The organism is Delftia sp. WSY_10 (assembly GCF_043104705.1).
Taxonomy (GTDB): domain Bacteria; phylum Pseudomonadota; class Gammaproteobacteria; order Burkholderiales; family Burkholderiaceae_C; genus Comamonas; species Comamonas tsuruhatensis.
Genome location: NZ_JBICKY010000015.1, coordinates 232,420 through 257,807, shown reverse-complemented (window position 1 = coordinate 257,807; position 25,388 = coordinate 232,420). Strand labels below are relative to the sequence as shown.

At 66.1% G+C, this 25,388-nt stretch carries 20 protein-coding genes and 4 tRNA genes; 19 read left to right on the top strand and 5 right to left on the bottom strand.

The features are described 5' to 3' along the window. The first annotated feature begins 171 nt into the window (after positions 1-171). The 9 genes from ACF8ML_RS07535 to adhP all read left to right on the top strand — a co-directional run bounded on the left by ACF8ML_RS07535 (position 172) and on the right by adhP (position 10,894). Positions 172-1,539 (top strand): NAD(P)-dependent oxidoreductase, encoded by a 1,368-nt coding sequence (locus ACF8ML_RS07535; protein ID WP_392406840.1) that lies wholly within the window; start codon positions 172-174, stop codon positions 1,537-1,539. A 34-nt stretch (positions 1,540-1,573) separates the two neighbouring features. Continuing rightward, on the top strand, positions 1,574-2,893 hold the full coding sequence (preA, locus tag ACF8ML_RS07530) for an NAD-dependent dihydropyrimidine dehydrogenase subunit PreA (RefSeq protein WP_012204710.1): 1,320 nt from the start codon (positions 1,574-1,576) through the stop codon (positions 2,891-2,893). A gap of 132 nt (positions 2,894-3,025) precedes the next feature. Then, positions 3,026-4,519 carry an NCS1 family nucleobase:cation symporter-1 gene (locus ACF8ML_RS07525; protein ID WP_392406838.1) on the top strand — a complete coding sequence of 498 codons (1,494 nt, stop codon included), beginning with the start codon at positions 3,026-3,028 and terminating at the stop codon, positions 4,517-4,519. Between the two features lie 30 nt (positions 4,520-4,549). Further along, entirely contained in the window at positions 4,550-6,010 is a 1,461-nt protein-coding gene (gene hydA, locus ACF8ML_RS07520; RefSeq protein WP_013803148.1) for a dihydropyrimidinase, read from the top strand. 24 nt (positions 6,011-6,034) lie between these two features. After that, complete coding sequence (locus ACF8ML_RS07515; protein WP_392406836.1) at positions 6,035-7,303, top strand: Zn-dependent hydrolase; 1,269 nt, start codon at positions 6,035-6,037, stop codon at positions 7,301-7,303. 70 nt (positions 7,304-7,373) lie between these two features. Next, positions 7,374-7,450: transfer RNA gene (locus ACF8ML_RS07510), tRNA-Val, on the top strand. Positions 7,451-7,695: 245 nt separating this feature from the next. After that, positions 7,696-8,235 (top strand): polyhydroxyalkanoate synthesis repressor PhaR, encoded by a 540-nt coding sequence (gene phaR / locus ACF8ML_RS07505; RefSeq protein ID WP_016445296.1) that lies wholly within the window; start codon positions 7,696-7,698, stop codon positions 8,233-8,235. 92 nt (positions 8,236-8,327) lie between these two features. Continuing rightward, entirely contained in the window at positions 8,328-9,716 is a 1,389-nt protein-coding gene (gene rimO, locus ACF8ML_RS07500) for a 30S ribosomal protein S12 methylthiotransferase RimO (protein ID WP_017406156.1), read from the top strand. Between the two features lie 149 nt (positions 9,717-9,865). Continuing rightward, complete coding sequence (gene adhP, locus ACF8ML_RS07495; protein ID WP_016445343.1) at positions 9,866-10,894, top strand: alcohol dehydrogenase AdhP; 1,029 nt, start codon at positions 9,866-9,868, stop codon at positions 10,892-10,894. Positions 10,895-10,957: 63 nt separating this feature from the next. Here adhP and ACF8ML_RS07490 read toward each other — a convergent pair whose 3' ends face one another. From ACF8ML_RS07490 to ACF8ML_RS07470, 5 genes are all read right to left on the bottom strand, one after another. After that, on the bottom strand, positions 10,958-12,379 hold the full coding sequence (locus ACF8ML_RS07490) for an MATE family efflux transporter (RefSeq protein WP_046983666.1): 1,422 nt from the start codon (positions 12,377-12,379) through the stop codon (positions 10,958-10,960). 47 nt (positions 12,380-12,426) lie between these two features. Further along, entirely contained in the window at positions 12,427-13,026 is a 600-nt protein-coding gene (locus ACF8ML_RS07485; protein ID WP_392406992.1) for a DUF2239 family protein, read from the bottom strand. Between the two features lie 153 nt (positions 13,027-13,179). Further along, positions 13,180-13,734 carry an elongation factor P gene (gene efp, locus ACF8ML_RS07480; protein ID WP_016445346.1) on the bottom strand — a complete coding sequence of 185 codons (555 nt, stop codon included), beginning with the start codon at positions 13,732-13,734 and terminating at the stop codon, positions 13,180-13,182. Positions 13,735-13,897: 163 nt separating this feature from the next. After that, entirely contained in the window at positions 13,898-15,031 is a 1,134-nt protein-coding gene (gene earP / locus ACF8ML_RS07475; protein WP_392406832.1) for an elongation factor P maturation arginine rhamnosyltransferase EarP, read from the bottom strand. A 5-nt stretch (positions 15,032-15,036) separates the two neighbouring features. Further along, positions 15,037-15,921 carry a LysR family transcriptional regulator gene (locus ACF8ML_RS07470; RefSeq protein WP_017406152.1) on the bottom strand — a complete coding sequence of 295 codons (885 nt, stop codon included), beginning with the start codon at positions 15,919-15,921 and terminating at the stop codon, positions 15,037-15,039. Positions 15,922-16,089: 168 nt separating this feature from the next. Between ACF8ML_RS07470 and ACF8ML_RS07465 the strand changes: the two genes are divergently transcribed. The 10 genes from ACF8ML_RS07465 (at position 16,090) to ACF8ML_RS07420 (ending at position 25,251) form a co-directional block, all read left to right on the top strand. Beyond that, on the top strand, positions 16,090-17,307 hold the full coding sequence (locus ACF8ML_RS07465; protein ID WP_047217675.1) for a CaiB/BaiF CoA-transferase family protein: 1,218 nt from the start codon (positions 16,090-16,092) through the stop codon (positions 17,305-17,307). Continuing rightward, on the top strand, positions 17,304-18,293 hold the full coding sequence (locus ACF8ML_RS07460; protein ID WP_047327164.1) for a hydroxymethylglutaryl-CoA lyase: 990 nt from the start codon (positions 17,304-17,306) through the stop codon (positions 18,291-18,293). Before ACF8ML_RS07465 ends, ACF8ML_RS07460 begins: the two co-directional genes overlap by 4 nt. Before the next feature lie 51 nt (positions 18,294-18,344). Further along, the gene (locus ACF8ML_RS07455) at positions 18,345-19,331 is read left to right on the top strand and encodes a tripartite tricarboxylate transporter substrate binding protein (RefSeq protein ID WP_016445351.1); all 987 of its coding nucleotides are present in this window, start codon (positions 18,345-18,347) and stop codon (positions 19,329-19,331) included. 58 nt (positions 19,332-19,389) lie between these two features. Continuing rightward, complete coding sequence (gene uvrC / locus ACF8ML_RS07450) at positions 19,390-21,342, top strand: excinuclease ABC subunit UvrC (protein ID WP_392406829.1); 1,953 nt, start codon at positions 19,390-19,392, stop codon at positions 21,340-21,342. Between the two features lie 77 nt (positions 21,343-21,419). Next, on the top strand, positions 21,420-21,989 hold the full coding sequence (pgsA, locus tag ACF8ML_RS07445; RefSeq protein WP_026062576.1) for a CDP-diacylglycerol--glycerol-3-phosphate 3-phosphatidyltransferase: 570 nt from the start codon (positions 21,420-21,422) through the stop codon (positions 21,987-21,989). Between the two features lie 452 nt (positions 21,990-22,441). After that, positions 22,442-22,714 (top strand): HU family DNA-binding protein, encoded by a 273-nt coding sequence (locus ACF8ML_RS07440; RefSeq protein ID WP_012204727.1) that lies wholly within the window; start codon positions 22,442-22,444, stop codon positions 22,712-22,714. Between the two features lie 14 nt (positions 22,715-22,728). After that, positions 22,729-22,804: transfer RNA gene (locus ACF8ML_RS07435), tRNA-Val, on the top strand. A 57-nt stretch (positions 22,805-22,861) separates the two neighbouring features. Further along, complete coding sequence (locus tag ACF8ML_RS07430) at positions 22,862-24,757, top strand: SurA N-terminal domain-containing protein (RefSeq protein ID WP_392406826.1); 1,896 nt, start codon at positions 22,862-22,864, stop codon at positions 24,755-24,757. A gap of 73 nt (positions 24,758-24,830) precedes the next feature. Then, positions 24,831-24,906: transfer RNA gene (locus ACF8ML_RS07425), tRNA-His, on the top strand. Positions 24,907-25,175: 269 nt separating this feature from the next. Next, positions 25,176-25,251, top strand: a tRNA-His gene (locus ACF8ML_RS07420). The last annotated feature ends 137 nt before the right edge of the window (positions 25,252-25,388 follow it).

Sequence of the window (25,388 nt, the reverse complement as noted above, 5' to 3'; positions counted from 1 at the left end):
CACTTACACATGCGAGGACCACGATGAAACCTCCGAAGACTGTGTTGTTGGATCCGGGGCCGTTCAGGAGTCCTTCCTGCGGTCCGCCTTGCGTTGTCCGAGATGGCTCGGCGTGCACCTGCATGCCGCGGCCCCTTTCACGCCCTCAATCCTGACTCTGGAGGATGCACCATGGATAGCCCCGCGCAACGCGCCTGCGGCATTGCCGCCGGCCGCCTGAACCTGGCCGACTACGCGGCCAATTTCTCCGACGCCCATCCCGCGCTGAACCGTTCCCAGGCCTTGATCGAGGCCGAGCGCTGCTACTACTGCTATGACGCGCCGTGCACCACGGCCTGCCCTACCAGCATCGATGTGCCGGCCTTCATTGCCCGCATTGCCCAGGACAACGTCCGTGGCGCGGCGCGCGAGATCCTGACGGCCAATCCGCTGGGCGGCATGTGCTCCCGCGTCTGTCCCACGGAGCAGCTGTGCGAGCAGGCCTGCGTGCGCAACACCCAGGAAGACAAGCCGGTCGAAATTGGTGCATTGCAACGTTATGCGACCGATGCCTTCATGGCCTCCGATGGTGCACCGCTGTTCCAGCGTGCCGCCGCCACGGGCCGCAAGGTGGCCGTGGTCGGAGCTGGCCCTGCCGGCCTGACCTGCGCCCATCAGCTGGCGCTGCAGGGCCATGAGGTGGTGCTGTTCGATGCCCGGCCCAAGCTGGGCGGGCTCAATGAATACGGGCTGGCCAGCTACAAGACCCCGGGCGATTTTGCGCAGAAGGAGATCGACTGGCTGCTGTCCGTGGGCGGGATCACGCCGCGCAACAACCAGCGGCTGGGGCGAGATTTCACGCTGGATTCGCTGCTGGCAGAGCATGACGCCGTATTCCTCGGCCTGGGCCTGGCGGGCGTCAATGCGCTGGGCACGGCCGAGCCGCAGGCCGAAGGCTTGCGCAATGCGGTGGACTTCATTGCCGACATCCGCCAGGCGGCCGACAAATCCACGGTGCCGGTGGGCCGGCGCGTGGTGGTGATCGGCGGTGGCATGACGGCGGTGGATGCATCCGTGCAGGCCCGGCTGCTGGGCGCCGACGAGGTCACCATGTTCTACCGCCGGGGCAAGGATGCGCTGTCCGCCTCCTGGGTGGAGCAGGAATGGGCGCAGACCCATGGCGTCAACCTGCGGCTGTGGGCCGCGCCCCAGGAGATCCTGGTGCAGGACGGCAAGGTCTGCGGCGTGCGCATGGCCAGCACCCGCATGGAGGGCGACAGGCTGCAGGTGACGCAGGAGGTGTTCGACGTGCCGGCCGACATGGTGCTCAAGGCCATTGGCCAGACCTATGTCGCCACGCCGGCGGGCGCGGCCATTGCCCTGCGTGACGGCCGCATCGACACCGACGACGAAGGCCGCACCAGCGTGCCGCGCGTGTGGGCCGGCGGCGACTGCCGCGCCGGTGGCCAGGACCTGACCGTGCAGGCGGTGGAGCACGGCAAGGTCGCCGCGCGGGCCATGCACCAGGCGCTGACCAGCGCCGTGGCGGCCGGGGTTTGAGCGGCTGTGCCCGCGCTTTTCAAGGAGCATCGACATGGCAGACATCAGCAGCCGCTTTCTGGGCATTTCCAGCCCCAATCCGTTCTGGCTGGCCTCGGCACCGCCCACGGACAAGGAGATCAACGTCACCCGCGCATTCGAGGCCGGCTGGGGCGGCGTGGTATGGAAGACGCTGGGCGAGGACCCGCATGTGGTCAACGTGAACGGGCCGCGCTACTCCACCCTCATGGCGCAGGACCGGCGCGTGATGGGCCTGAACAACATCGAGCTGATCACCGACCGGCCGCTGCGCACCAACCTGGAGGAAATGACCCGCGTGAAGAAGGCCTGGCCTGACCGCGCGCTGATCGCCTCGCTGATGGTGCCCTGCGTGGAGGAAAGCTGGAAGCGCATCCTGCCCATGGTGGAGGACACCGGCGCCGACGGGCTGGAGCTGAACTTCGGCTGCCCGCACGGCATGAGCGAGCGCGGCATGGGTGCGGCCGTGGGCCAGGTGCCCGAGTACATCCAGATGGTCACGCAGTGGTGCAAGCAGTACAGCCGGCTGCCGGTGATCGTGAAGCTCACGCCCAACATCACCGACGTGCGCTTTCCCGCGCGGGCGGCCAAGGCCGGCGGGGCGGATGCGGTGTCCCTGATCAACACCATCAACTCGCTGATGGGCGTGAATCTGGACACCCTGGTCATGCACCCCAGCACCGACGGCCAGGGCTCGCACGGCGGCTACTGCGGCCCGGCCGTGAAACCCATCGCCCAGAACATGGTGGCCGAGATCGCGCGCGATCCGCAGACGGCGGGCCTGCCCATATCGGGGATTGGCGGCATCACCACCTGGAAGGACGCGGCCGAATACATTGCGCTGGGATGCGGCAATGTCCAGGTGTGCACGGCGGCCATGGTCTACGGCTTTCGCATCGTGCAGGACATGTGCGACGGGCTGTCCAACTACATGGACGCGCACGGCTTTGCGCGCATCGAGGACTTCCAGGGCCGGGCCGTGCCCACGGTCAGGGACTGGAAGGACCTCAACCTCAACCACATCGAAAAGGCCGTCATCAACCAGGACAGCTGCATCCAGTGCGGGCGCTGCCACGTGGCCTGCGAGGACACCTCCCACCAGGCCATCACCTTCAGCAAGGAGGGCGGTGTGCGCCGGTTCGAGGTGGATGACACCGAATGCGTGGGCTGCAACCTGTGCGTGTCCATCTGCCCCGTGCCCGAGTGCATCACCATGCGCAGCCTGCAGCCGGGCGAGGTGGACCCCCGCACCGGCCAGACGGTCACCGGGGAGTATGCGAACTGGACCACGCATCCGAACAACCCCATGCGCCAGGCCGTGACGGCGCAGGGCTAGAGGGGGCATTGCGGCAGGTCGGCGCACGGCCCGCATCCGGGCCGACCTGGCACGAAATGCGCTTGATGGAAAAGGTCAGACCCTGGATCAGCAATGGATTGGTGATTTCTCTCTTCGAGAAGGAGCTTCGCAATGTCGCATGCCCCGCATTCCGGTGAGTCCGCAGGCAGCCTGTGGAACCACGACCTCGCACCCACGCTGCCTAGCCAGCGAACCTGGACCTGGTACCACTTCGCCGCCCTGTGGATAGGCATGGTGATGTGCATTCCGGCGTACACGCTGGCCGCCAGCATGATCACGAACGGAATGTCGTGGTCGCAGGCGGTGATGACGGTGTTCCTGGGCAATCTCATCGTGCTGATTCCCATGCTGCTCATCGGCCATGCCGGGGCCAGGTACGGCATTCCCTTTGCCGTGCTGGCCCGAGCCTCGTTCGGCACCCACGGGGCCAAGCTGCCCGCCCTGCTGCGCGCCCTGGTGGCCTGTGGCTGGTACGGCATCCAGACCTGGTTCGGCGGCATGATGATCTACACCCTGCTGGGCGTGCTGCTGGGCCATCCGCTGGAAGGCGAGAAGATCGCGGGCCTGGGCATCAATGTGGGGCAGCTGGTGTGCTTTCTGGTGTTCTGGGCGATCCAGTTCTACTTCGTGGTGCATGGCATCGAGTCCATCCGCAAGCTGGAGACCTGGACTGCGCCGCTCAAGATCCTGATCTGCTTCGTGCTGCTGGGATGGGTCTACCAGAAGGCCGGCGGCTTCGGTCCCATCATGGAGCAGCCTTCGCAGTACGCGCCGGGCGGCTCCAAGGCGGGCCAGTTCATGTCGGTGTTCTGGCCGTCGCTGACGGCCATGGTGGGCTTCTGGGCCACGCTGGCGCTGAACATTCCGGACTTCACGCGCTTTGCCAAGTCGCAGAAGGACCAGGTCGTGGGCCAGGCCATCGGCCTGCCCGTGCCCATGGGGCTGCTGGCCATGCTGGCGGTGGTGGTGACATCGGGCACCGTGGTGATCTACGGCAAGGCCCTGTGGGACCCCGTGGATGTCGCCAGCCGCATGACGGGCGCTGCCGTTCTGATCGCGCTGATCGTGCTGCTGATCGACACCGTGAGCGTGAACCTGGCGGCCAACCTGGTCGGGCCGGCCTATGACTTCTCCGCCCTGGCGCCCAAGAAGATCAGCTACCGCGTGGGCGGCTACATGACGGTGGCGATTGCCATCGTGATGATGCCCTGGAAGATCCTGGAATCGACCGAGGGCTACATCTTCACCTGGCTGATCGGCTACTCGGCCCTGCTGGGGCCGATCGCGGGCATTCTGATGGTGGACTACTTCCTGGTGCGCAAAAAGCGGCTGGTGGTGGAAGACCTGTACAGGGAAGAGGGCGTCTACCGCTACTCCAACGGCTGGAACTGGGTGGCCGTGGCGGCCTTCGCCCTGGGCGTGGCGCCCAACCTGCCCGGCTTCCTGCACGCGGCGTTCCCCGCTGCATTCCCGAACGTGGGTGATTTCTTCAAGCATGCCTATGACTACGCATGGTTCATCGGCCTGTTCATTGCCGGCGTGGTCTACCGCATCGGCATGGCAGGCCAGGTGACCAAGGGCGCACCCGCGCTGAGCAAGGCATAGGCCGGACCAACCAACAGGAGGCATGACGCTATGGGTCAATCACAGGGTTCGGTATGGGTGCGTGGCGGCACGGTGGTGAATGCAGACCGGCAGGAGAAGGCCGATGTGCTGTGTGTGGATGGGGCGATTGCGGCCGTGGGGCCGGATGTGGCGGCCCTGGTGCCGGCCGGGGCGCAGGTGATCGATGCCTCGGGGCAGTTCGTCATGCCTGGCGGCATCGATCCGCACACCCACATGCAACTGCCCTTCATGGGCACGGTCACGGCCGATGACTTCTACACCGGCACGGCGGCGGCGCTGGCCGGCGGCACCACCAGCATCATCGATTTCGTCATTCCCGATCCGCAGGAGCCGCTGCTGGACGCCTACCGCAAATGGCGCGGTTGGGCCGAGAAGGCTGCGGCCGACTACTCCTTCCACGTGGCCGTCACCTGGTGGAGCGACAGCGTCCATGCCGATATGGGCACGCTGGTGCGCGAGGAGGGCATCAACAGCTTCAAGCACTTCATGGCCTACAAGAACGCCATCATGTGCGACGACGAAACCCTGGTGAACAGCTTCAAGCGCGCGCTGGAGCTGGGCGCCATGCCCACGGTGCATGCCGAAAACGGCGAGCTGGTCTACCTGCTGCAGCAGGAAGTGGCCAAGATGGGCATCACCGGGCCCGAGGGCCACCCGCTGGCCCGCCCTCCCATGGTGGAGGCCGAGGCGGCCAACCGCGCCATCGCCATCGCCGGCGTGCTGGGCGTGCCCATCTACGTGGTGCATGTCAGCTGCACCGAGGCGGCGCAGGCCATTGCCGCTGCCCGTGCGCGCGGCCAGCGCGTGTATGGCGAGGTGCTGGCCGGCCATCTGGTGATCGACGAAAGCGTGTACCGCGACCCCGACTTCGCCAAGGCGGCCGCCCATGTGATGAGCCCGCCCTTCCGCGCCAAGGGCCACCAGGAGGCTTTGTGGCAGGGCCTGCAGTCGGGCCAGCTGCACACCACGGCCACCGACCATTGCACCTTCTGCGCCGCGCAGAAAGCCATGGGCCGGGACAACTTCGCCAAGATCCCCAACGGCACCGGCGGCGTGGAAGAGCGCCTGGCCGTGATCTGGGATGCGGGCGTGAACACCGGCCGGCTGACGCCCAGCGAATTCGTTGCCATCACCTCGGCCAACACTGCCCGGCTGTTCAACATCTATCCGCGCAAAGGCCTGGTCGGCGTGGGGGCCGATGCCGATCTGGTCGTCTGGGACCCCGCCGCCACCCACACCCTGTCGGTCAAGACCCAGCACTCCAAGGGCGACTACAACATCTTCGAGGGGCGCACCGTGCAAGGCATGCCCAGCCACACCATCAGCCAGGGCGTGGTGGCCTATGCGCAGGGCGATCTGCGTGCCGAGATGGGCAAGGGGCGCTATATCAAGCGCCCGGCCTTCGGCCCCAACTTCGATGCGGTGCAGCGCCGCGCCGCCACGCTGCAGCCCACGGCCGTGGCGCGCTGAAGCCCGCATGACAAGGAGACCGCAATGGATACAGATACCCAAGTGAAGCAGGACATCGCGCAGCTGCGCGTCAACGGAAGCCGGTTGTGGGATTCACTCATGGAGCTGGCGCAGATCGGCGCCACGCCCAAGGGCGGCGTCTGCCGCCTGACGCTGACCGACCTGGACCGCCAGGGCCGTGATCTGGTGACCCGCTGGGCGCGCGAGGCGGGCATGACGGTGACCATCGACAAGATCGGCAACGGCTTCATGCGCCGGCCCGGGCGCGACAACAGCCTGCCGCCCATCATGACGGGCAGCCACATCGACACCCAGCCCACGGGCGGCAAGTTCGACGGCAACTACGGCGTGCTGGCGGGGCTGGAGGTGGTGCGCACGCTCAACGACCAAGGCATCGAGACCGAAGCGCCCATCGAGGTGGCCTTCTGGACGAATGAGGAAGGCTCGCGCTTCGTGCCGGTGATGATGGGCTCGGGCGTGTTCGCCAAGGCCTTCACGCTGGAGCATGCCTATGCGGCCACCGACTCCGAAGGCAAGACCGTCAAGGGCGAGCTCGAGCGCATCGGCTATGTGGGCAGCCAGGAGCCGGGCGACCACCCGATCGGCGCCTACTTCGAATCCCACATCGAACAGGGCCCGGTGCTGGAGGACAACGCCAGGACCATTGGCGTGGTCACCGGCGTGCTGGGCATCCGCTGGTACGACTGCGTGGTCACGGGCATGGAGGCCCATGCCGGCCCCACGCCCATGGCCCTGCGCAAGGATGCGCTGCAGGCGGCCGCGCAGCTCATGCAGGAAGTGGTGGCCTGCGCCCACCGCCATCCGCCCCACGGGCGCGGCACCGTGGGCATGGTGCAGGTCCATCCCAACAGCCGCAACGTGATCCCGGGGCAGGTCAAATTCAGCATCGACCTGCGCAACGCCACCGATGCCGACTGCGAAGCCATGGACGCCGACATCCGCGCCGTGGCCGACCGCATCAGCCGGGAGACGGGTCTGCCCATAGCGATCAACCTGGTGTCCAGCTACCCCGCCCAACCCTTCCATGCCGACTGCGTGGATGCGGTGGCGCGCGCCGCCAAGGCCCTGGGCTACTCGCACATGCCCGTCGTCTCGGGCGCCGGGCATGATGCGGTCTACATGGCGCGGCTGGCGCCGGCCGGCATGGTCTTCATCCCCTGCAAGGACGGCATCAGCCACAACGAGATCGAGGACGCCACGCCGGCCGACATCACCGCAGGCTGCAATGTGCTGATGCACGCCATGCTGGAACGGGCCAGGGTGGCGGGTTGATCCAAAAATCTGCGCAACTTGCCCGGAAGCCCTGTTTTGCACTGCTATACTTGCGGCTTCAACAAACGACAGGCGCGTAGCTCAGCTGGTTAGAGCACCACCTTGACATGGTGGGGGTCGTTGGTTCGAGTCCAATCGCGCCTACCAAACAAAGCAGTCTCACCAGGGGCTGCAAAAAAGAAATCCCGCTTCAAGCGGGATTTTTTTTGCCCCAACGGTTGCATGGCGGCCATTTGCCGTGTCGCATGCGTTGATCCCCATCAGGGTTACTGCTGCGCCGGGTGCTGCAGGTGCTGCCTAGAATCTGTTGCAGTGCAATAGCCGATTGCCCGCACGAGCCGGTGCAAGCAGGCGCAAACAGGTACAGCAGGTACAAGAGGAGAAGCATTGCAATGCAAGAGACGACAACAGCCGCCGCCCCCAGCGCACAGCGCGTGATCAAGAAATACCCCAACCGCCGTCTCTACGACACCAACACGTCCTCCTACATCACGCTGACGGAAGTCAAGCAGCTCGTGATGGGCAACGAGCCCGTGGTGGTCAAGGACGCCAAGACGGGCGAAGACCTCACGCGCAGCATCCTGCTGCAGATCATTCTGGAAGAAGAGGCGGGCGGCGCCCCCATGTTCTCCGAGACCGTGCTGGCCAACATCATCCGTTTCTACGGCCACGCCATGCAGGGCTACATGGGCTCCTACCTGGAAAAGAACGTGCAGATGTTCACCGACTTCCAGAACAAGCTCGCCGAGCAGGCCCAGGGTACGTCGCCCGAGGCCTGGAGCCAGTTCATGCGCATGCAGCCGCCCGCCATGCAGAACATGATGAGCAGCTATATGGAGCAGTCGCAGAACATGTTCGCCCAGATGCAGGAGCAGATGCAAAAGCAGACCGAGCAGATGCTGGGCGCGCTCGGGATCAAGCGCAATAGCTGAGCTTGCAGGGATAAGTTCGGGGGCGGTTTACCAAGTTCGCGCAGAACTGGGACAATATCGCCCCTATGACCCCCACGAGCGACGCAACAACCATGACAACCCCTGCCGGCGCGGCCGCTCCGCGCGTGGGATTCGTCTCCCTCGGGTGCCCCAAGGCACTCACGGACTCCGAACTCATCCTTACCCAGCTCAGCGCCGAGGGCTACCAGACCTCCAAGACCTTCGAGGGCGCTGACCTGGTGATCGTCAACACCTGCGGCTTCATCGATGACGCCGTGCGCGAGAGCCTGGACACCATTGGCGAGGCGCTGGCCGAGAACGGCAAGGTCATCGTCACCGGCTGCCTGGGCGCCAAGGCGGGCAAGGACGGCGGCAACCTGATCCAGGAAGTGCATCCCAGCGTGCTGGCCGTGACCGGGCCGCACGCCACGCAGGAGGTGATGAATGCCGTCCACACCCATCTGCCCAAGCCGCACGATCCCTTCATCGACCTGGTGCCGGGCGCCTTTGGCGAGGCGGGCATCAAGCTCACGCCCAGGCACTACGCCTACCTGAAGATTTCCGAGGGCTGCAATCACCGCTGCACCTTCTGCATCATTCCCTCCATGCGCGGCGACCTGGTCTCGCGTCCCGTGGGCGATGTGCTCAAGGAGGCGCGTGCACTGTTCGAGGGCGGCGTCAAGGAGCTGCTGGTGATCAGCCAGGACACCTCGGCCTATGGCGTGGACGTGAAGTACCGCACGGGCTTCTGGGACGGCAAGCCGGTGAAGACACGCATGCTCGAACTGGTGCAGACGCTGGCCGAGATCGCCGAGCCCTATGGCGCCTGGGTGCGCCTGCACTATGTCTACCCGTACCCCAGCGTGGACGAGATCATTCCGTTCATGGCCACGGGCCGCGTGCTGCCCTATCTGGACGTGCCCTTCCAGCACAGCCATCCCGATGTCTTGAAGCGCATGAAGCGCCCCGCCAACGGTGAAAAGAACCTGGAGCGCCTGCAGCGCTGGCGCGAGATCTGCCCCGACCTGGTGATCCGCTCCACCTTCATCGCCGGCTTCCCCGGCGAGACGGAGCAGGAGTTCGAGCACCTGCTGCAGTTCCTGCGCGAGGCGCAGATCGACCGCGCGGGCTGCTTTGCCTACAGCCCGGTCGAAGGCGCTGCCGCCAACGAGATCCCCGGCATGCTGCCCCACGAAGTGCGTGAGGAGCGCCGCGCGCGTTTCATGGCCGTGGCCGAGGAGGTTTCCACGGCACGCCTGCAAAAGCGCGTCGGCCAGACCATGCAGGTGCTGGTAGACAAGTCCGTGGGCCTGGGCAAGAAGGGTGGCGTGGGCCGCAGCTATGCCGATGCCCCCGAGATCGACGGCCTGGTGCACCTGCTGCCGCCCGAGAAGGCCAGCAAGACCTACAAGGTGGGTGACTTCGTCAAGGCGCGCATCGTGGGCACGCAGGGCCACGACCTGGTGGGCCAGCCCGTGTAAGGCCTGCATTCGCATCCCTGAAAAGCGGGCAAGGTTTTCCTTGCCCGCTTTTTTTTCCTTGATGGTCCAAGGCCTGATTTTGATCAAGGCGTTCAGGTCGCTTCGCTGAAATGCTGTACCTACTTTGACGCAAAGAAAGGATGGCGCGAATGAACAGGACCATGAAGGCCGCCGTGGTGCGGGAGTTTGGCAAGCCGCTCACCATCGAGGAAGTCCCGGTGCCCAGGCCCGATCCCGGCCATGTGCTGGTGAAGATCGAGGCCTGCGGCGTCTGCCATACCGATTTGCACGCGGCGCAGGGCGACTGGCCCGTCAAGCCCAATCCGCCCTTCATTCCCGGCCACGAAGGCGTGGGCTACGTGGCCGCCGTGGGCGCGGGCGTCACCCACGTGAAGGAGGGCGACCGCGTGGGCATCCCGTGGCTGTACACGGCCTGCGGCCATTGCGAGCATTGCCTGGGTGGCTGGGAGACGCTGTGCGAGCAGCAAAAGAACACCGGCTACTCCGTCAACGGCGGCTTTGCGCAGTACGCGCTGGCCGATGCCAATTTCGTGGGCCTGCTGCCCGGCAGCGTGGACCTGATCGAGATCGCTCCCGTGCTGTGCGCGGGCGTCACGGTCTACAAGGGCCTGAAGGTCACCGACACCAGGCCCGGCAACTGGGTGGTGATCTCGGGCATCGGCGGCCTGGGCCACATGGCCGTGCAGTATGCCAAGGCCATGGGCCTGAACGTGGCGGCGGTGGACGTGGATGACGACAAGCTGGCGCTGGCCAGGCGCCTGGGCGCACAGGTCACGGTCAATGCCATGACCACGGACCCTGCGGCCTACCTGAAAAAAGAGATTGGCGGCGCACACGGCGCCCTGGTGACGGCGGTCTCGCCCAAGGCCTTCGAGCAGGCGCTGGGCATGGTGCGGCGCGGCGGCACGGTATCGCTCAACGGCCTACCGCCCGGCAGCTTCCCGCTGCCCATCTTCAACATGGTGCTCAGCGGCGTGACGGTGCGTGGCTCCATCGTGGGCACGCGGCTGGACCTGCAGGAGTCGCTGGATTTCGCGGCCATGGGCAAGGTCAAGGCCACCGTGTCCACCGACCGGCTGGAGAACATCAACGACATCTTCGCGCGCATGCATGAAGGCAAGATCGAAGGGCGCGTGGTGCTGGACCTGAACGCCTGACGCTTTGCCCACCCCCAAAAAAACAGGCTTCCCTCGGGAAGCCTGTTTTGCATGGCGCACGCCTTACACCATGCGGCGGATCGGGCGCTTCTTCCACACCAGCTTGTAGTAGGCGGTCTGCAGGCACAGCGTCAGGGTGTAGGACAGCGGAAAGGCCATCCAGATTCCCATCAGCCCGAAGCTGCGGCTCAGCCACCATGCCATGGGCAGCTCCAGCACGGCGAGCACCGTGATGGTGATGGCCGTGGGAATGACCACATCGCCGCTGGCACGCATGATGGACGACAGGGCAATGAAGCAGCCCAGCAGCAGGCCGCTCCACAGCACGATGTACAGCAGCTCGATGGCCAGCACCAGCACCTGCTCGTCGGTGATGAACATGCCCAGCAGCGGCCGCGCGAACAGGCTGCCGATCAGGGCCAGGGCGGCACCCAGCACCAGGTTCATGCGGATGGCCGTGGCCGTGATGGCGCCCAGGCGCTCGCTGCGGCCAGCGCCGATGGCCTGGGCGCCGAGGATGGAGGCCGTGATGGCCACCGAAATGACCGGGAACTGCGCAAACGAGTTGATCTGGTTGACCGCACCGTAGGCTGCCGTGGCGCTGGAGCCGAAGCCGTTGACCAGCGACACGACGACCAGCCCGGCCATGGACGAGGCGATCATCTGCACGCCCGTGGGTATGCCCACGCGCAGGATGCTCTTGAGCAGGGTCCGGTCAATGCGCATGGCCTTCCACAGCGCGGCATTGGGCGCCAGCGGGCTGGCTATGCGGCGCAGCCGCCAGCCCAGCCAGGCCAGGGCCAGGGTGAAGCCCAGGATCATGGACACGCCCGCGCTGGCCACGCCCAGGCGCGGCAGGCCGCCCCAGCCCGCAATCAGCGCCGGCGTGCAGACCAGGCCCGTGCCGGTGGAGATCAGCAGGGCCAGCATGGGCGAGACCGTGTCGCCCACGCCGCGCAGCAGCGAGGTGGCCAGCAGGAACACGAACAGCCCCGGCATGCCCAGCAGCACGATGCGCGAATACAGCGTGGCCTGCTCCATGATGTCGGGCGGCGTGCCCAGCAGACGCATCAGCGGCTCGGTGAACAGTCCGCCGAACAGGGCCACGACGGCGCCGAACAGCAGCCCTATGCACATGGCCGTGCCTGCGATGGCGCGCAGCTTGTCGTGCATGCGCGCACCGTAGGCCTGGCCTATCAGCACCGAGGAGCCTGCGCCCAGGCCGATCACGAAGGCGATGAAGAGAAACATCACCGGAAAAAAGGCCGCGACGGCCGCCAGGGCCTGCACGCCCAGCATCTGGCCGATGAAGACGCTGTTGATGGTGCCCGACAGCGACTGCAGGATATTGGCCAGGACCATGGGACCCAGGAACACCAGGAAGGTGCGCCACAGTGGCTGGGTGCCGTGGGCGATGGGCGGCCCGGCGGGGCTGGATGCGGCAGGCGCAGCAGCCTGGGGCAGAGGTTCGTTAGGTTTCGTCATGTTGTGTCTGTTAATGCGACGAGAAAATGCAATGGAAGGCGGGGGCTTCAGTCCTGCCCTGGCGATGGCGGCGAGGACCAGGCAGCGCTGCTCAGTTGCTGCAGATAGCTTCGCACATCCTCGGGCCAGGTGGCGGTGTGCCTTGCAAAGGCGTCGGCCTGGTGTGCAAAGAGGGCGCGGCTGGCGTCCTCGAAATGGGGCAGGTCGCCCGCCATCTCGCTCATGAATCGGTAGGCGGCCTCGGTGGCGGCGCGCACGGCATCCTGTGCGGCATGCTTGCCACGCGCCTCGTCCACCAGTCTGCGCAGTGCGCCGGAGGCGCCGCCGGGCTGGCGGTTCAGCCATTCCCAGTGCCGTGGCAGCAATGTGACTTCGCGTGCCACCACGCCCAGCTTGGGGCGGCCCACGCTGCGCGGTGCGGCGGCTTGTCCGGGTGCGGGCGATGCGGCCAGTTCGCTGCGCCAGTCCAGGTCCAGCCGCATGCCGCTGTGGTCGTCGAAAACCCACAGCGGCGGCGCCGATCCGCTGCCTTGCGGCTGCTGTTCATGGCTTTGCAGGAACTGCAGGACGGCATGCCTGTCCCCCTGCAGCAGGCGGCCATGGCCCTGGAAGATGGTGTAGCTGGGTGCGGGCTCGGCGCCCGCCATGCAAGAGTCGGTAGTCATGTGCTAGATATTAGCCGGGTAAAATATGCAAGTCAATTAAACCCGGGTAAATATCTGCATGGATGCCGCGCGCCCAAAGAAAAAGCCCCTGGCAGAGACTGCCAGGGGCTTCGCAGAGGGAACTGCAAGCGTTGTTTAGACGCGCTTGCGGTACTCGCCGGTGCGGGTATCGATTTCGATCTTGTCGCCCTGGCTCACGAACAGGGGCACTGGCACTTCAAAGCCGGTGGCGATCTTGGCGGGCTTGAGCACCTTGCCCGATGTGTCGCCCTTGACGGCGGGTTCGGTCCAGGTGATTTCGCGTTCCACGGACGTGGGCAGTTCGCAGGAGATGGCCTTGCCGTCGTAGAACACGACTTCGGCCTGCATGCCGTCTTCCAGGTAGTTGATGGCGTCGCCCATGTTGGCGGCTTCCACTTCGTACTGGTTGTATTCGGCATCCATCCAGACGTACATCGGATCGGCGAAGTAGGAGTAGGTGCACTCCTTCTTGTCCAGGATCACGTTGTCGATCTTGTCGTCGGCCTTGAACACGACTTCGGTGCCCATGTTCGACAGCAGGGCCTTGAGCTTCATGCGCACGGTGGCGGCGCCGCGGCCACCGCGAGCGTATTCGGTCTTCAGGACGATCATCGGGTCCTTGCCGTGCATGATCACGTTGCCGGCGCGGATTTCTTGAGCGATTTTCATAGCTTGCTTGGCTGAGGTTGAAGCCGCTCAACAGGGCAGGCAAGCGAAGTCGCTGGGACGGTGCGCCTGCCGCAGTTCCGCGGCGGGTGCAACCCTGGTTGGTCGATGGCGGCCGGCTGGCGGTCGCCCGCAACGGCGCCTCCAGGGAGGCAAAACGTGCATTCTAGCTTTTTTCGGTCACGAAAGCTTGCAGCTGCTCAATCAATGGGGTCTGTTGCAGCAGCCGCAGGCGCGCCGCCTGCACGCATTTCTGCCATTGCTGCAGCAGCGCAGCCGTGATCGCGGGCAGGGTGCTTGCCGGCGCCATGCCGTTCCAGGCATGGTGGAAGGCGCGCAGGCTGGCCGGCGCCTGCAGCCAGTCCAGGAAGGCGTCTAGCTTGTCGTGGTGGGCGTCGTCGTGCTGGGGATAGATGTGCCAGACCAGGGGCTGGCCGGCCCACAGCGCGCGTACCAGCGAATCCTCGCCGCGCACCAGGTTCAGGTCGCAGGCCCAGAGCATCTCGTCGAACTGCGGCTGGGGGCAGGGCTGCAGCGCATGCCGGGTCACCGAACCGTGGTCTGCGGCGGTCACGCCGGCCATGGCCTGCTGCACCGCGGCTGCCGCGCGCCCGGGAGTCACCAGCAGATGCGTGGCCTGTGGTGCGGGCGGCGCAGCATGCAGCTGGCACAGCCAGTGCGGCAGGGCAGGCGGTTCGTAGCAGAACAGCGAGATTGCGCAATCGCCGGTGCCTATGCCGTGGCGTGTGCGCCAGGCCTGCCGGCCCCCGGAAGCAAAGGCCGCCTGGCGCGCGGCCAGGTCCGGCTCGCGCAGCAGGCCGCCCGTGGCGGCCGTGAAGCCCGGGTAGAAGAACCAGCGCGTCAACCCCGCAGCCGGCCCCGACATCACCGGCGAGGGCAGGCGGTGGCAGCGCTCCACATAGTCCTCGGCCGACAGGTACTCCAGGTTGATCCACAGCGGCGCGCGGCGCGCGATGGCCGCCAGAAAGGGCGGCGGAATCTCGCAGCCGAAGGCCTCGATGACCACATCACCCACGGCCTGCGGAATGTCCTGCGCCTGCGTGGGCCAGCCGTGCACGCTGAGTCCGGCCGGGTGCGGCCGGGGCGCCATCCAGGTCAGGGCGCTGGCGTCGTCCATCCACAGCCGCACGCGCTGGCCGCGTGAGGCCAGGTCGGCCGCCGCGCGCCAGCACACGCCGATGTCGCCGAAGTTGTCTATGACCTGGCAGAAGATGTCCCAGGTCCGTGCAGCGGCCTGTTCTGGCAGAGGGTCCGGGGGGATGGGGTTGAAGGCAAGCATGGGAATCAGGGTTCGCACAGGTGTTCGACCAGCAACTGCGCCACTGGCGGCAGGGCCTCCTGCGAGCGTACGCACAACATCAGCTGGCGCTCGGCCCAGGGCTCGTCCAGCGCAATGCAGCGCAGCGGCAGGGCGCCCAGGTACAGGCGGGCACTGCCTTCGGGCAGGATGCCGACGCCCAGGCCCGAGGCCACCATCAGGCACAGCGCGTCATAGCCCGTGACCTTCATGCGCAGCCGGGGCTGCAGGCCCAGGTCGGCCGCGGCGCGCGTGATCTGGTGGTTGAGCGCGCTGCCGGCGTGCATGCCCACCAGGTCATGGTCCAGCACCTGGGCCAGCCGCAGCGAGCGCCGGCGCGCCAGCGCATGGCCCTGGGGGACGATGACGATGAGGCGATCGCGCCGGTACGGGCGCAGGCGGATCTTCTCGCCGTAGCTGCCCTGGTTGAGGATGCCGATATCGGCCTCGTTGTCGGCCACGGCGCGCGCGATGTCGCTGCTCACCCGCTCCTGCAGGCGCACGTCCACATGCGGGTGCTGGTCCAGGAAACGCTGCAGCTGGGAGGGCAGGAACTGCGTGATGGCCGAGATGTTGGCCATCACGCGCACATGGCCGCGCAGGCCGCTGCCGTACTCGCGCATCTGCTCGCCGATGCCGTCCAGGTCATTGAGCACGCCGCGCGCCATGTTCAGCAGTGCATAGGCGGCGGCCGTGGGTACGCTGCCGCGGTTGCTGCGGGTGAACAGCTCCACCTGCAGCTGGCTCTCCAGCTCGGCCAGCCGCCGGCTGGCGGCCGAGGGGGCGATGTGTTCGCGTGCGGCGGCGCGGGCGATGGCGCTTTCCTCCATCACGGCCACGAACAGGCGCAGCGAGATCGGGTCGAGTTTCATGGGGTGGCGATTATCGCCCGGCCCCGCCCGGCTGGGTTCTGCCATGCCGGTTTGCGATGGCAGCGTCGCGCTTGAGCGTTTTGCGGCCGGCGCGGACGGCGGCAAGATCGGCGCCGCGGCAATGCCATCGGAGGCCGGCCGCAGGAGACAAAGAGGAAGCGCTTACCCATGACACAACAGACAAGGCAGGCCCCCACACCCGGCGCGCTCAGCGGCGTGCGCGTGGTCGAGATGGGGCAATTGATCGCCGGGCCGTTCTGCGGCAAGACGCTGGGCGAGTTCGGCGCCGACGTGGTCAAGATCGAGGCGCCGGGCGCGGGCGATCCCCTGCGCAACTGGCGCCTGATCAAGAACGGCACCTCGGTCTGGTGGCAGGTGCAGTCGCGCAACAAGCGTTCGGTGGCGCTGGACCTGCGCCAGCAGGAGGGCCAGGACATCGCGCGGCGCCTGATCGCCGAGGCCGATGTGCTGGTGGAGAACTTCCGCCCCGGCACGCTGGAAGGCTGGGGCATGTCGCCCGAAGAGCTGCATGCGCTCAACCCCGGGCTGGTCATCCTGCGTATCTCGGGCTACGGCCAGACCGGCCCCTACCGCGACCTGCCGGGCTTTGGCGTGATCGGCGAGGCCATGGGCGGCCTGCGCCACCTGACGGCCGAGCCGGGCCGGGTGCCGGTGCGCGTGGGCGTGTCCATTGGCGACACGCTGGCCGCGCTGCATGGCGTGATCGGCGTGATGATGGCCCTGTACCACCGCAAGGTGAACGGCGGTGCCGGCCAGGTCATCGACGTGGCGCTGCATGAGGCCGTGTTCAACGTCATGGAAAGCCTGCTGCCCGAATACAGCGCCTTCGGCGCCGTGCGCGAGGCCGCAGGCAGCGCGCTGCCGGGCATCGCGCCGTCCAACGCCTATCCCTGCCAGGACGGCTGGGTGCTGGTGGCCGGCAATGGCGACTCCATCTTCAAGCGCCTGATGGCCACCATCGGCCGCCAGGACCTGGCCGACGATCCGCAACTGGCCGACAACGCGGGCCGCGTGGCGCGCATTGCCGAGATCGATGCCGTCATCGGCGGCTGGACGCGCACGCAGAGCGTGCAGGCCGTGATGGACCAGTTGGCCGCCGCACGCGTGCCGGCCGGCAAGGTCTACACCGCCAAGGACATTGCCGAGGACCCGCACTACCGCGCCCGCGACATGATCCTCAGCCAGCACACGCGCGACGGCGACGACATCGAGGTGCCGGGCATCGTGCCCAAGCTCTCGCTCACGCCGGGCACGGTGCGCACCAGCGCCCCCCATGTGGGCGACGACACCGACGCGGTGCTGGCCGAGGCCGGCCTCACGGCCGAACAGATTGCGCTGCTGCGCAGCAAGGGAGTGATCCAATGAATGCCGTCCACCCCACGGATGTCTGGCAGGGCGCGGGCCGCCGCGTCTTCTTCAACGAGGTCGGCACGCGCGACGGGCTGCAGATGGAGCAGGCCTTTGTCCCCACCGAAGACAAGATCGCCCTGGTCAATGCGCTGTCGCAGGCCGGCCTGTCCAAGATCGAGGTCACGGCCTTTGTCTCGCCCACGGCCATTCCCGCGCTGCGCGACGGCGAAATCGTCATGCGTGAGATAGAGCGCCGCCCCGGCACCGTCTACACCGCCCTGGTGCCCAATGCGCGGGGCGCCGAGCGCGCCATCGAGGCGCGCACGGACGAACTCAACCTGGTCATGTCGGTCAGCGAGACCCACAACCTGTGCAACCTGCGCATGCAGCGCAGCCAGTCGTTCGCGGCGCTGGCCCAGGTCGTGGCCACGGCGCAGCAGGCGGGCGTGCCCGTCAACGTCTCGCTGTCATGCTGCTTTGGCTGCCCCATGGAGGGCGATGTGCCGCAGCAGGAAGTCTTCGGCTGGGTGCAGCGCTTTGCCGATCTGGGCGTGCAGGGCATCACGCTGTGCGACACCACGGGCATGGCCTTCCCGACCCAGGTGCGCGCCATGGTGGCCGCCTTCCGGCAGCGCTGGCCGCAGCTGGGCATGACCCTGCATTTCCACAACACGCGCGGCATGGCGCTGGCCAATGTGCTGGCCTCCATCGAGGCGGGCGGCGACCGCTTCGACGCCTCCATCGGCGGCCTGGGCGGCTGCCCCTATGCGCCGGGCGCCTCGGGCAATGCCTGCACGGAGGACATCGTCCACGCGCTGCAGCTCATGGGCTACGACACCGGCGTGGACCTGGCGCAGATCGTCGCGGCCGCGCGCAGCCTGCCCGCGCTGATCGGCCATGACACGGCCAGCCAGATCGCCAAGGCCGGCGCGCGGCTGGACCTGCACCAGCCACCGGCCGAGTTCGCAGCCATCCGCGAACGGGCTTTGGCCAAGGGCTGAGGCCGGCGCGCATTCTCATTCACAAGAACCGAGCAAACCAAGGAGACAAAGATGAAGAAGATTCAACGCAGACAGATCGCAGCCGTGGCCATGGCCATCGCAGGACTGGGCCTGGGCGGCACGGCCGCGCTGGCGCAGGGCGGCTACCCCGCCAAGACCATCACCATGATCGTGCCGGCCGCAGCCGGCGGCACCACCGACCTGGCCGCGCGCATGGCGGCCCAGGCGCTGGCGCCGGTGATCGGCCAGTCGGTGGTGGTGGACAACAAGGGCGGTGGCAACGGCTCCATCGCGGCCAGCCTGGTCAAGCGTGCCGAGGCCGATGGCTACACCCTGCTCATGCAGTACTCGGGCTACCACGTGATCTCGCCCCACCTGACCAAGGCCCGCACCTGGGAGCAGGGCGACTTCCAGCCCGTGGCCAATGTGCTGTCGGCGCCGCAGATCATCGTGGTGCGGTCCGAGCTGCCCGTGAAGACGCTGGCCGAACTCGTGGCCTATGCCAAGGCCAACCCGGGCAAGCTGAACTACGCCTCTTCCGGCAACGGATCGCTGCAGCACGTGACCGGCGCCATGCTGGAGCAGCAGGCCGGCATCAAGATGGTCCACGTGCCCTACAAGGGCACGGGCCCCGCGCTGCAGGACCTGCTGGGTGGCCAGGTGGACCTGACCTTCGGCACGGCGCCGCCCTTCATGCCCCATGTGCAAAGCGGCAAGCTGCGCGTGCTGGCCGTCACCGGCACGCAGCGCTTGCCCAGCCTGCCGGATGCGCCCACCACGGCCGAGGCCGGCTACGCAGGCGTCAACGCCACCTCCTGGTTTGCCGTGTTCGCGCCCGCCGCCACGCCCAGGCCCGTGATCGACAAGCTCACGGCCGACCTCAAGAAGGTCGTGGAGAACCCGGCCTTCAAGCAAAAGGCGCAGGAGCAGGGCGCCACGGCCGACTACATGAACCCGCAGCAGCTCGGCGCCATGGTCAAGACCGACTGGGCCAACTGGGCCCAGGTGGTCAAGTCCTCGAAGATCGAGGCCGAGTAAGAGCCCGAGGGCCCGCAGGCCCGCTGCGGCGGGCCCGGGCAGCGGCCACAATAGGCGCATGTCCGAACCCCATTCCGATGAACTGCTGGCCCAGGTGGCAGCGCTGCCGGGTCTGCCCGGCGTCTACCGCTATTTTGACGCGGCAGGCACGCTGCTGTACGTGGGCAAGGCCATCAACCTCAAACGCCGCGTCTCCAGCTACTTCACCAAGAACCATGGCGGCACGCGCATAGGCCACATGGTGGGCAAGATCGCCCGCATGGAGACCACGGTGGTGCGCTCCGAGGCCGAGGCCCTGCTGCTCGAAAACAATCTGATCAAGACGCAGCAACCCAAGTACAACATCCTGTTCAGGGACGACAAGAGCTATCCCTATCTGAAGATCACCGGCGTCGCCGCGCGCGACGGCCGGGATGGCGAGCCGGCCCACCAGCTCTTCGCCCGCATGGCCTACTACCGCGGCGCCGTGGACAAGCGCCACCGCTACTTCGGCCCCTATCCCAACGCCTGGGCCGTCAAGGAAAGCATCCAGCTGCTGCAAAAGGTCTTCAGGCTGCGCACCTGCGAGGACACGGTCTTCGCCAACCGCTCGCGGCCCTGCCTGCTCTACCAGATCAAGCGCTGCTCCGGCCCCTGCGTGGACCTGATCTCGCCCGAAGCCTATGCGCTGGATGTGCGCAATGCCGAGGCCATGCTGCGCGGCGAGACCCAGGAACTGCTGCGCCAGCTGGAGGCCCGCATGATGGAGCACGCCGGGCGCATGGAATACGAGCAGGCCGCCGAGGTGCGCAACCAGATGACGGCACTGTCGCGCGTGCTGCACCAGCAGGTCATAGAAACCGCCGACGACCGCGACGTGGACATCCTCGCCGTGAAAGTGCAGGGCGGCCGCGCCTGCGTGAACCTGGCCATGGTGCGCGGTGGCCGCCATCTGGGCGACCGGCCTTACTTTCCCGCCAATCTGGGCGATGCCGCCTCGGTCTACGCCGGCGAGGAAGAGGCCAATCTTGCCGAATCCGCGCGCCCGGTCGAGGACATCGTGCTGGAGGCCTTCATCGCCCAGCACTACACCGGCGTGGCCGTGCCGCCCGTGCTCATCGTCAGCCACCCGGTGGACAAGAAACTGCTGGCGCTGCTGAGCGAGCAAGGCGGCGTGCGCATCACCGCCGTGCAGCAGCCGCGCGAGCAGCGGCGCATCTGGCTGGAGATGGCGCAAAAGAACGCCGACATCCAGATGGCCCGCCTGCTGGCTGAAGAAGGCTCGCAGCAGGCGCGCACGCGCGCCCTGGTCGAGGCGCTGGACCTGGCCTGCGAGAACCTGGACGAGCTCACCATCGAATGCTTCGACATCTCGCACACGGCAGGCGAGGCCACGCAGGCCTCCTGCGTGGTCTTCCATCACCACAAGATGCAAAGCAGCGAATACCGGCGCTTCAACATCGAAGGCATCACCGGCGGCGACGACTATGCCGCCATGCGCCAGGTGCTGACGCGCCGCTACAGCCGCGTGGCCGAGGCGCAAAGAGAGGCGGGCGGTGCCGAGCTCACCGGCAAGCAGCCGCAACTGCCGGACCTGGTGCTGGTCGACGGTGGCAAGGGCCAGGTCAGCATGGCGCGCGAAGTCTTCGAGCAGCTGGGCCTCGATGTCTCGCGCATCGTGGGCGTGGAAAAGGGCGAGGGGCGCAAGGTCGGCCTGGAGGAGCTGGTCTTTGCCGACGGGCGCGAGAAGATCTACCTGGGCTACGACTCGGCCGCGCTGATGCTGGTGGCCCAGATCCGCGACGAGGCCCACCGCTTCGCCATCACCGGCATGCGCGCGGCGCGCGCCAAGGTGCGCGTGGGCGGCGGCAAGCTCGAGGAGATTCCGGGCGTGGGCCCCAAGAAGCGCGCGCGCCTGCTGCAGCGCTTCGGCGGCGTGCGCGGCGTGTCGGAAGCCACGGTGGAAGACCTGTGCAGCGTGGACGGCATCTCGGCCGCGCTGGCTGAAGATATCTACCGTGCATTGCATTGAAACGACTGTCCCGCGGGCTGCACCGCAGGCCCGCAAACAGAACCTCAAACACCAAGGTACGTGACACAATGGCGGCCATGTTTCTCACAATCCCCACCTTGATGACCTGTACGCGGATCGTCGCGATTCCGCTGATCGTCGGGGTGTTCTATGCGCCTTTCGACGTGGCGACCCGCAACCTGGTCGCCACGGTCATGTTCATCGTCTTCGCGGCCACCGACTGGCTCGACGGCTACCTGGCGCGCAAGCTCAACCAGACATCGGCCTTCGGCGCCTTCCTCGATCCCGTGGCCGACAAGTTCCTGGTCTGCGCCTCGCTGCTGGTGCTGGTGCATCTGCAGCGCACCGATGTGTTCGTGGCCCTGATCATCATCGGCCGCGAGATCGCCATCTCGGCCCTGCGCGAATGGATGGCCCACCTGGGCGCGGGCAAGAGCGTGGCCGTGCACATGCTGGGCAAGCTCAAGACCACGGCGCAGATGGTGGCCATCCCCTTCCTGCTGTACGACGGCCGTGTGTTCGGCATGATCGACACCGGCGTCTGGGGCCAGGTGCTGATCTGGGTGGCCGCCGTGCTCACCGTCTGGTCCATGGTGTACTACCTGCAAAAAGCCCTGCCGGAGATCCGCGCGCGGGTCACGCACTGAGGGCCTTTCCGGCCGTTCCCGGGATCCTGCGCCAGACACGTCAAACTGTCTGGCGTTGCTATTTTTTTGGAAGCATTTGAATCAGGCAGGGCAGCCGCTGCGGCGTCGTGGATGCGAAGCGGTGAGGCACATTGCAGCACTGGCAAGGCCTGCGGCGGGCAAGTCCATTGTCAACCCTTGTCAATTCGTGAAGCCGCTAGCACCCGCTGCGCGCAAAAAACCGGCCGCAAAGCCAAAGCTGGCGCCAAAACCGCATAGAATCGTGCCCTGTCGTTGCGATGCACAGCGTGCATTGACACCTGGAAGGTCGATGGCTTTAATTCACCGATGCCTGCCCCGAGGCAAGCGTCGAACGGCAAGCCAGATTCCGTATCCGTCGCGCCGGGTTTCTGGTCGCGCCAAGTTGGTGGCCGCAGAGACATTCCATTCACTTATTTCTCCAGAGGCATCTTGTGAATAAAACCGAACTGATTGAGCACATCGCTAACAACGCCGACATCTCCAAGGCTGCGGCTGCTCGCGCACTGGATTCCACGATTGAGGCTGTGAAGAAAACCCTCAAAAAGGGTGGTACAGTGTCGCTCGTTGGTTTTGGTACATTCGCCGTTGGCAAGCGCGCCGCCCGCACGGGCCGCAACCCCCGCACCGGCGAGACCATCAAGATCAAGGCCGCCAAGGTTCCCAAGTTCCGTCCGGGCAAGGCATTGAAGGATGCCCTGAACTGACACCAGTCAAGGTGGGGTGCTTAGCTCAGTTGGTAGAGCGGCGCCCTTACAAGGCGTAGGTCGGCGGTTCGACCCCGTCAGCACCCACCAAGAACAAAAGGCGAACGAAAGTTCGCCTTTTCTATTTCTGCCACTGAAAGACAGACCATGTTCGAATCCATCCGCAAGCATTCCAAGTTCGTGATGATCTTGTTGTTCTTGCTGATCATTCCCTCGTTCATCTTCGTGGGGGTCAACCAGAACTACTTCACCGAATCCAGCGTGATCGTCGCGCGTGTGGATGGACATGAGATCAAACAGGCCGACTGGGAGAACGCGCACCGCATGGAAAGCGACCGCCTGCGCGCCGAGAACCCCAACGTCGACCCCAAGCTGCTGGATTCGCCGCAGGCGCGCTACGCCACGCTGGAGAAGATGGTGCGTGACCAGGTGCTGGCCGCTGCCGTGCAGAAGATGCACCTGGCCGCATCCGATGCACAGCTGGTGCGCACGCTGCAGGAAATCCCCGCGATTGCCGCGCTCAAGAAGCCGGATGGTTCCATGGATGCCGAAGCCTACCGCGCCCTGGTCGGATCGCAGGGCCTGACGCCTGAGGGCTTCGAAGCCAATCTGCGCCGCGAACTGTCCATGAACCAGGTGATGGGTGGCGTCACGGGCACGGCCTTTGCGACCGACGCCCAGGTCAAGCAGGCCATCGATGCGCTGTACCAGCGCCGCGAAGTGCAGGTGGCACGCTTCGAAGCCAGCGCCTACGCCAGCAAGGTCCAGCCCTCCGAGGCCGACCTCAAGGCCTACTACGACGCCCACACCAGCCAGTTCCAGCAACTGGAGCAGGCCAAAGTGGAATACCTGCTGCTGGATGTGCCCAGCATCGAGGCCGGCATTACGCTGAGCGAAGACGATGTGCGTTCCTACTACAACCAGAACGCCGAGCGCCTGGCCGGTCCCGAGGAGCGCCGCGCCAGCCACATCCTGATCAACGCATCCAAGGATGCCCCCGCGGCAGAGCAGGAGAAAGCCAAGGCCAAGGCCGAGGAACTGCTGGCCGAGCTGCGCAAGGACCCCAAGCGCTTCGCCGAGCTGGCCAAGGCCAACTCGCAGGACGGCGGCTCCGCTGCATCGGGTGGCGACCTGGGCTACTTCGGCCGTGGCGCCATGGTCAAGCCGTTCGAGGACGCAGCCTTCGGAATGAAGGTCGGCGACATCAGCGACGTGGTGCACAGCGACTTCGGCTACCACATCATCTCGCTGGTGGACATCAAGAAGCCCAAGGCGCCGAGCTTCGAGCAGATGCGTCCCAAGCTGGAAGCAGAACTCAAGCAGCAGCAGGCGCAGCGCAAGTTCGCCGAACTGGCGGAAGGCTTCTCCAACGCGGTCTACGAGCAGTCGGACAGCCTGCAGCCCGTGGCCGAGAAGTTCAAGCTCACCGTGCAAAAGGCAGACCATGTGACGCGCCAGCCCGGCCCCAACGTCAAGGGCCCCCTGGCCAATCCCCGTTTCCTGGAGGCGCTGTTCTCCAGCGATTCGCTCAACAACAAGCGCAACACCGATGCGGTGGAGCTGGGTTCCAACCAGTTGGTGGCCGGCCGCGTGGTGGAGTACACGCCTGCCCGCACGCTGCCCATGGCCGAGGTCGGCGACAAGCTGCGCACCCTGTATGTGGCGCAAAAATCCGCCGAACTGGCCAAGGCCGATGGCGAAGCCAAGCTCGCCGCATGGAAGGCCAAGCCTGACGCGGCGCAATTGCCCGCAGCCAAGGTGATCAGCCGTGACCAGCCCGAAGGCCAGTCGCGCGAAGTGGTGGACGCTGCCCTGCGTGCGCCCACGGCCCAGCTGCCTGCATGGACGGGTGTTGACCTGGGCGCGCAAGGCTATGCCGTGGTCAAGATCAACCGCATCGTCGAGCGTCCGGCCGATGATGCGCAGGCGGCTGCCGCGCAGAAGCAGGACTTCCTGCGAAGCTCGGCCGTGGCGGAAGCTATGGCATACTACGAGCTTCTCAAGAAACAGCTCAAGGTGCAGATCAAGGTCCCGCGCCCCTGATGAGGGAAATTTCTAGAAAACAGAAATTTCAGAAATCAAGCAGTTTTTTGGAATAAAATAGCGTTCTTCTACGGTGGCTGTAGCTCAGTTGGTAGAGTCCAGGATTGTGATTCCTGTTGTCGTGGGTTCGAGCCCCATCAGCCACCCCAAATAAAAAAATCCCCAGAGCAGAAATGCTCTGGGGATTTTTGCTTTGGGCGGCAGGGGGTCTGCTTGTGCCCGGCAGCTTGTCCCCGGCAGCTTCAGGTGCGCCGGACAAGGTCCCTGCCGGCTGTGGCTGCATGGAGGATGGCGCCATCCTGCCCTTTGCCCGCGTCCCCCGATGCGCCGTTGTTCCTGCTGCACCCGATCCGTCACGCAACGCCTGTTCCAAAGCATTTGTCTGCTGGTTTTTGGCATATAATCGAATGCTTCAACGGTGGCTGTAGCTCAGTTGGTAGAGTCCAGGATTGTGATTCCTGTTGTCGTGGGTTCGAGCCCCATCAGCCACCCCAAACAAGAAAATCCCCAGTGCAGAAATGCACTGGGGATTTTTGCTTTGGGCGCAAACTTTATCTTCCTCGGGCTGGAAGCAGACGGGATATTCGCATGGCCAATCGCGCTGCGGCTGGATTGCGGCCGCTCATGCTGC